The organism is Binatus sp. (SeqCode) (assembly GCF_050013435.1).
Lineage (GTDB): Bacteria > Desulfobacterota > Binatia > Binatales > Binataceae > Binatus.
Genome location: NZ_JBEKFG010000118.1, coordinates 1 through 5,899, shown reverse-complemented (window position 1 = coordinate 5,899; position 5,899 = coordinate 1). Strand labels below are relative to the sequence as shown.

Annotated in this window: 4 protein-coding genes and 1 pseudogene; 1 reads left to right on the top strand and 4 read right to left on the bottom strand. The window is 61.0% G+C overall.

Annotated elements, in window-relative coordinates:
- The 3 genes and pseudogenes from ABSB13_RS16375 to ABSB13_RS16365 all read right to left on the bottom strand — a co-directional run.
- Nucleotides 1–283, bottom strand: a pseudogene (locus ABSB13_RS16375) (pyridine nucleotide-disulfide oxidoreductase); the annotation flags it as partial.
- A gap of 94 nt (nucleotides 284–377) precedes the next feature.
- Complete coding sequence (locus ABSB13_RS16370) at nucleotides 378–938, bottom strand: OsmC family protein (RefSeq protein ID WP_428110372.1); 561 nt, start codon at nucleotides 936–938, stop codon at nucleotides 378–380.
- Nucleotides 939–1,098: 160 nt separating this feature from the next.
- On the bottom strand, nucleotides 1,099–4,191 hold the full coding sequence (locus tag ABSB13_RS16365; protein ID WP_428110370.1) for an AAA family ATPase: 3,093 nt from the start codon (nucleotides 4,189–4,191) through the stop codon (nucleotides 1,099–1,101).
- 104 nt (nucleotides 4,192–4,295) lie between these two features.
- Between ABSB13_RS16365 and ABSB13_RS16360 the strand changes: the two genes are divergently transcribed.
- A complete protein-coding gene (locus tag ABSB13_RS16360; RefSeq protein WP_428110369.1) occupies nucleotides 4,296–5,108 on the top strand; it encodes an IS5 family transposase in 813 nt (270 codons plus the stop codon).
- A 346-nt stretch (nucleotides 5,109–5,454) separates the two neighbouring features.
- Here the strand turns inward: ABSB13_RS16360 and ABSB13_RS16355 are convergent.
- On the bottom strand, nucleotides 5,455–5,899 hold a 445-nt coding region (locus tag ABSB13_RS16355; RefSeq protein ID WP_428110367.1), incomplete at its 5' end, for a hypothetical protein.

Genomic DNA, 5,899 nt, shown 5'->3' with positions numbered 1-5,899 from the left:
CCAGGTATCCCGACTCCGTGCTGCGCGCCGATGCAACCGTCGTGTGGGTTCGCACCGGGGCCGAGATCGCCTTCGCGTAACTCCCGATGAATTCGATGACCTCCGCCAGCGTCCTGTAGCCTTCCGGATCGCTGCCATTATACTGGAAGCCGGGCAGTCGGCTCTGCCAATTAGGCGTCAGCAGCCGCAGCGAATCCCAGCGTTCAGTGCGCCACGTATGGGCAACCTCACCGCGTTCCAACACCACATGATCGATCGAACGCTCGGAGAGGCAACGGCTCATGGCCAGACCGGCGTGCCCGGCACCGATAACGACTGTAGTGACAGTGCGAATGGCGGTCGCTCTCATTCTAGTGCGGCAATGGGCCTGCGGCGGCTCAATCCACTACGACCGTGACATTCGTCGGGTTGGTCACGATGTCATAGACTGCCGATCGCTTCTGCGATTGCGCGACGAGAGCTTCGATATCTTCGCGTTTTGCGTCGGCGTCGATCTTGTAGGTCACCTTGATGCCACCGAATCCATTGCGCACGTCGTCGTCTATGCCGAGAATGCCTTGGACGTCCATGTCCCCTTCTAGGGTCGCCGTGACCGAGCGCAGTTGAATATTGCGGTGTTGGGCAACCGCGGCGATACCTGCGGTCAGACAACTTGCCAATCCGACTAAAACGTACTCGACTGGCGTGGCACCTTTGTCCTCGGAGGCAAAAATTTCCGGGTGGTCGGCATCGAAGGTAAAAGTTCTCTTGTGATGCTGTTCTTGCCCTAAGCCGTAAAAACCTTCGACTGTAGAATGACTGTGAGTGCCATCCTTCCATTCGCAGGCGGCGCGCCATTTAAACTGCGCAGCAGCAGGAGCTTCGGTAAGCGCTTCGCGCGCGGCAATCAAAGCTGCGACGTTCACGCCGTTATTAGCAGTGCTACTAGCCTCGGCCATGGTACCCTCCATATGATCGGTCGATGAGTGGACGTTTTTTTATTGCAATGTAGCATCGAGGGAGCATTTAAACCAGTTGCGGTCCCAAAACACAGCCTCCGATCGTTCATAGGCCCGAATATATCGCACGGGTTCGGGGACCCATTGCAACTCGCTGCATTCATGTCGCCAATTCGTCGAGCAACGCCTTAGCCTCTTTCAGATCGAGCGTGTCGAACCCTTCGGTGAACCAGCCGTAAACTGGAGCGAGCAGTTCGCGTGCCTGCTGCGGCTTCCTTTGGTCACGCCAGAGGCGCGCGAGGCTCATTGCAGCGCGGAGTTCCCAGGATTTGGCTTGCTGTTGACGGGCTACCGCGAGAGCGTGATCAAAGTACGCCTCTGCCTTTTCTGGATCAGGCGCGAGCGATTTGAGTGCGATTTCGCCGGCAATGCGATGCACCTCGGCCTCGCACCATTTTTCCTTCGACCCTTCTACTTTGTCGATCGCTTCGTCAATGCAACGCCGAGCATCGTCAAGTTGGCCAAGTTCCGCATAGGCCATTGCCAAGAACCATAGATGCCGTGGTTCATAAAGAGTTGCTCCAGTTGATCGGAGTAAGGTGATCCCCGAGGTGATCGCCCGGACTGCATCCGAGGCTCTTCCGGTCAGTACAAAAAGACAACCCCGCAATGCGGTTCCAAGTGCTTTCCAAACCGGTGCCCCTCTTTCGTCTGCCAAAGCGATAAGCTCGTCGGCCAGCGCATTTGCAGCGGTGTAATTTCTCCACAAGATGTAGAGAAAACCTGCCGTTTGCAGCGCATACAACAAAGTGGCGGCCTGGCCGGTTTCGCGCGCATTCTTGACTGCGCGCTCGGCGTCATTGCGCGAAGCCGCGTGATAACCAAGGTTGTACAGACACGAGGCGCGAGACGACAAGAGAGAGACCCCGACGTCCCGGCCAGACCGCGTCGTAAGCGGACGGTGTTCGGCGGGATCGTAAATCGCGAGCGCCCGGTCGTAGTGCTCTTTGCCATCCACTAAGTTGCCGGTGAGCGCCAGAGCGTTGGCGAAAGCGACGTGAAGCTTGATCTCTTCGCCATGCAAATCCGGCGTGGCCGGCAAGGTCGCGATTTGGTCAAGCGCTCGTTTGAGCTGCTCCGCGCCTTCAAGAAGCGCGGATCGCGCCAGCGAGCGCTGTCCCGCAGTGCGCCAAAAACTGACCGCCTTCTCGATCAAACCGGCCTCAGTGTAGTGGCGCGCCAGTAGTTCAGGCTGACTCTCAGCGATATCGGCGAACTGGCCCTCGAGGGTTTCAGCGATGCGGGCGTGCAGGGCACGACGCGGCTCGCGCAGCAGCGTGCCGTAAGCGGCGTCCTGCACGAGAGCATGCTTAAACAGATAGGTCGCGTGCGGTGGCAGGCCCTGCCGGAACAGCAAGCCAGCGGTAATAAGGCGGTCCAGCGCAGATCGCAGCTCCGCCTCTGGTTTGCGCACCACCGCCGCCAGCAGGGGATGCGAAAACTCCCGCCCGATCGCCGCCCCGATCTGCGCTACCTCCTTGGCCGGGCCGAGCCGGTCGAGCCGCGCCATCAGTGAGGCGTGCAAGCTTGCGGGGACGGCCAAGGCCGGGGATGGAACCGCGGCAGCGGTTCGCTGCGCTTCGCCCTCGCCCTCAGCCTCCAGCACGGCCTTCGTCATCTCCTCCACAAACAGCGGAATGCCGTCGGTGCGCTCGACAATCTCCGTCATCACATCCGCCGGTAGCTCCTTGTTGCCGACAAGACGCGCGATGATAGCCGCCGCTTCACGCTCCCCAAGGCGGTTGAGCGTTAGGCTCATCACATGTGACCGTCCCACCCACGGCGCGTTGAAGTCGGGGCGGAAAGTTACGATGAGCAGCACCGGTAGGGTTTTAATTTGGTCCACCGTCCGACCGAACGCTTCCAGACTCGTAGGGTCGATCCAATGCGTATCTTCGACGATCATGAGCACCGGTCGCTTTCCAGCCAATCCCGCGAGTTGTGCCGTCAGGGCTTCCAGCGTTCTGTGCCTGCGCTCTTCCGGGGCGAGGTCAAGCGCGGGATAGCGACCATCGTTCGGCAGCGACAGCATCTCCGCAAAGAGCGCAGCGTCCTGTTTGGAGGTCGAAGTCTGCGCGAACATCGCATCGAGCCTGTCGAGCTTCGCTTGCGGGGTGTCGTCGTGTGCCAGTGTCGCGGCACGCTCCATCTGGCCGATGATGGGATAAAAAGCGCTATCGGTATGTTGCGGAGAGCAAAAATAACGCAAGCGCGTGTGCGGCTCGGCGGCGACGTGTTCCAGCAGCGCCGCCGTAAGCCGCGACTTGCCGATGCCGGGCTCGCCGGAGAGCAATACCACTTGGCCTTCACCGGTCTTTGCGCGAGACCAGCGCCGCAGCAGTAATTCGAGTTCTTCTTCCCGCCCGACCAGCGCGGTCAGGCCGCTCGCGTGCAGGGCCTCGAAACGGCCTTCCGCCGAACTCGCCCGCAGCGCCGCATAGGCCCGCATCGGCCCAGCGATACCCTTGAGGTCCTTGGCCCCGAGGTTCTCAAGCTGAAACAGATTGCCAAGTAGCCTTCGCGTGCTCTCGGCGATGAGCACCGCGTTCGGCTCGGCGATGCCTTGCAGGCGCGCCGCCAGGTTCGGCGTCTCGCCGACAATGCCGCGCTCCTGCGCTTCTCCCGATCCGATCAAGTCTCCGACAACGACCATCCCGGTCGCAATACCGATCCTGGTTTGGAGCAGAGCATTCGGCTTGAGCGCACTGACAGCACCAACCAGCTCAAGTCCGGCTCGTACTGCGCGCTCGGCATCGTCCTCGTGCGCCTGTGGATAGCCGAAGTACACGAGCACGCCGTCGCCCATGTACTTCGCCACGAAACCCCCGAAGCGCTGCACGGTTTTTGCAACGCACTTCTGGTAGGCCGAAATGACCTCGCGCAGATCTTCAGGGTCCATGCGAGCAGAGAGCGCCGTTGAACCCACCAGGTCGGCAAACATCACGGTGACCTGGCGCCGCTCGGCGTCGGTGCGCGGAGCGGGAGTCGTGATCTCCGGAGAAATGGGCGTCTGTCCGGTACTAAACGCAGCAACGGCCCTCAATAACTTGAGCCGTGCCCCAAGCGGTAGGCCAAGCTCGCGCAAGTGCTCATCGGTGAGGTCACAAAGCACATCGGCATCGATCGCATTGTCGCGAAACGTCTGCGCGTACTGCTCCAGACCGATCCCGCGGAGCCAACCGTCGATGTCCAAGTTCAGTCCCCTGGGCTCTTGCCAGCGGCAGTCTTTGAAAAAGGTTGTGTCATTGGCGCCTGCCGTGATTCCGAGGGGCTTCTCGAACCAACCTTGGATTCGCCATGTGGACGCCGATCACTCGACAGCAGCATAGCCGCTCCGTCACTCGATACCAAACCGATCTGACCGACGCAGAGTGGCACGTGATCGAGCCGCACCTGCCGAAGCCCTGCGCGACGGGCCGGCCGCGCGAGTGGCCGATGCGCGAGATTGTTAACGGAATCTTCTATGTCATGCGGGCGGGCTGCCCGTGGCGGCTGGTGCCGAGCGACTTGCCGCCATGGGGGACGATTTACCGCTGGTTTGCCGCCTGGCGCGACGACGGGCGCTTTGAACGGATAAACCACGCGCTCGTTATGGCGGATCGCGAACGAGTCGGGCGCGACGCCAGCCCCTCGGCGGCAATCATCGACAGCCAGAGCGTCAAGACCACCGAGGCGGGCGGGCCGCGCGGTTACGATGCTGGAAAGAAGATTAACGGACGTAAGCGCCATGCGCTCGTGGACACCGACGGGCGCGGCCTCGTGCTCGAACGGCGTCCGGCGAGTATCCAAGACCGCGATGGTGGCGGACCGCTTCTGCGGGTCTCGCGGCGCATCTTCCCGTTCATCCAGCGGGTCTTCGCCGACAGCGGATATGCCGGGGAGAAGGTCGCCAAGGCGACGTTGATCGCGGTTGAGATCGTGCGCAAGAACCCTGATCAGGTCGGCTTCGCCGTAAACCCGCGCCGTTGGGTAGTCGAGCGGTTCTTCGCGTGGATCGGGCGCAATCGACGGCTGACAAAAGACTTCGAGGCCAGCATCGACTCCGCACGCGCCTTCCTCTACGCCGCATCCGTCATGCTGCTCGTGCGTCGGATCGCTCGTGCTTCATGACTTTCGAAACCGACCCTTAGTGATTTAGCGCGCCTGTCGGACCTTTGCGGGTCCACAGGCTGATCCGCAAAACCGGCGATCGGCACAGTCCTTGGCCCCGGCAGGTCCGGGCCTCTTTGTTGGTCGTCTCAGATAGCGGCCTCTCTGACCCACTTGATACTGTCGAACCGTAGGCTCTAATCGCCGCGTCTCGGGTGTTCATGGATGCAGCCGCGGCTCGAGTTTCCCCAAATGGCGCCTAGCGTCGGCATTGCTGCCCAGCCGCGTCCCCCCGTCAAGGACCGCCCTTGACCGCTCGCCCGGCGGTGTTTTGGGATCTTGCTGGCCGATGCAGGTTCTGCCGCTTCTACGGCGCACCACGCCACATCTTGGCGAGGTCAACAGCCACCAGCAGCACGGCCAACGACCCCAGGATCGCGGGGATAAACCAAATGTTCTCGTACTGGAGAACCGGGAACCGATGAGGCCAGTAGCCGAAGATAGGCGATCCTAGCCACGCACCGACCCACCCCAAAACGACCTTGGAACAAAACGACCAGAACCCCGGCATCACGTAGTAGTTCAGACCATAGTGCAAGATTGCGGACACCACCGCGCTGATAATGAGCAAAATCACAAAGCTTATAAAATCCATCCCGATCATGTTGGATTCCTCCCCTGACTCGAATTGAGATAGAAATCGTACCGGGATTTCCCGGATGGTCACGTTGCGGACTATCAGCATGCGCCATTCGGGCCGCTTCGACAATCGCCGAGCCGGTCCCCACCCCTTTCTTTCCTGGATAGCAGCG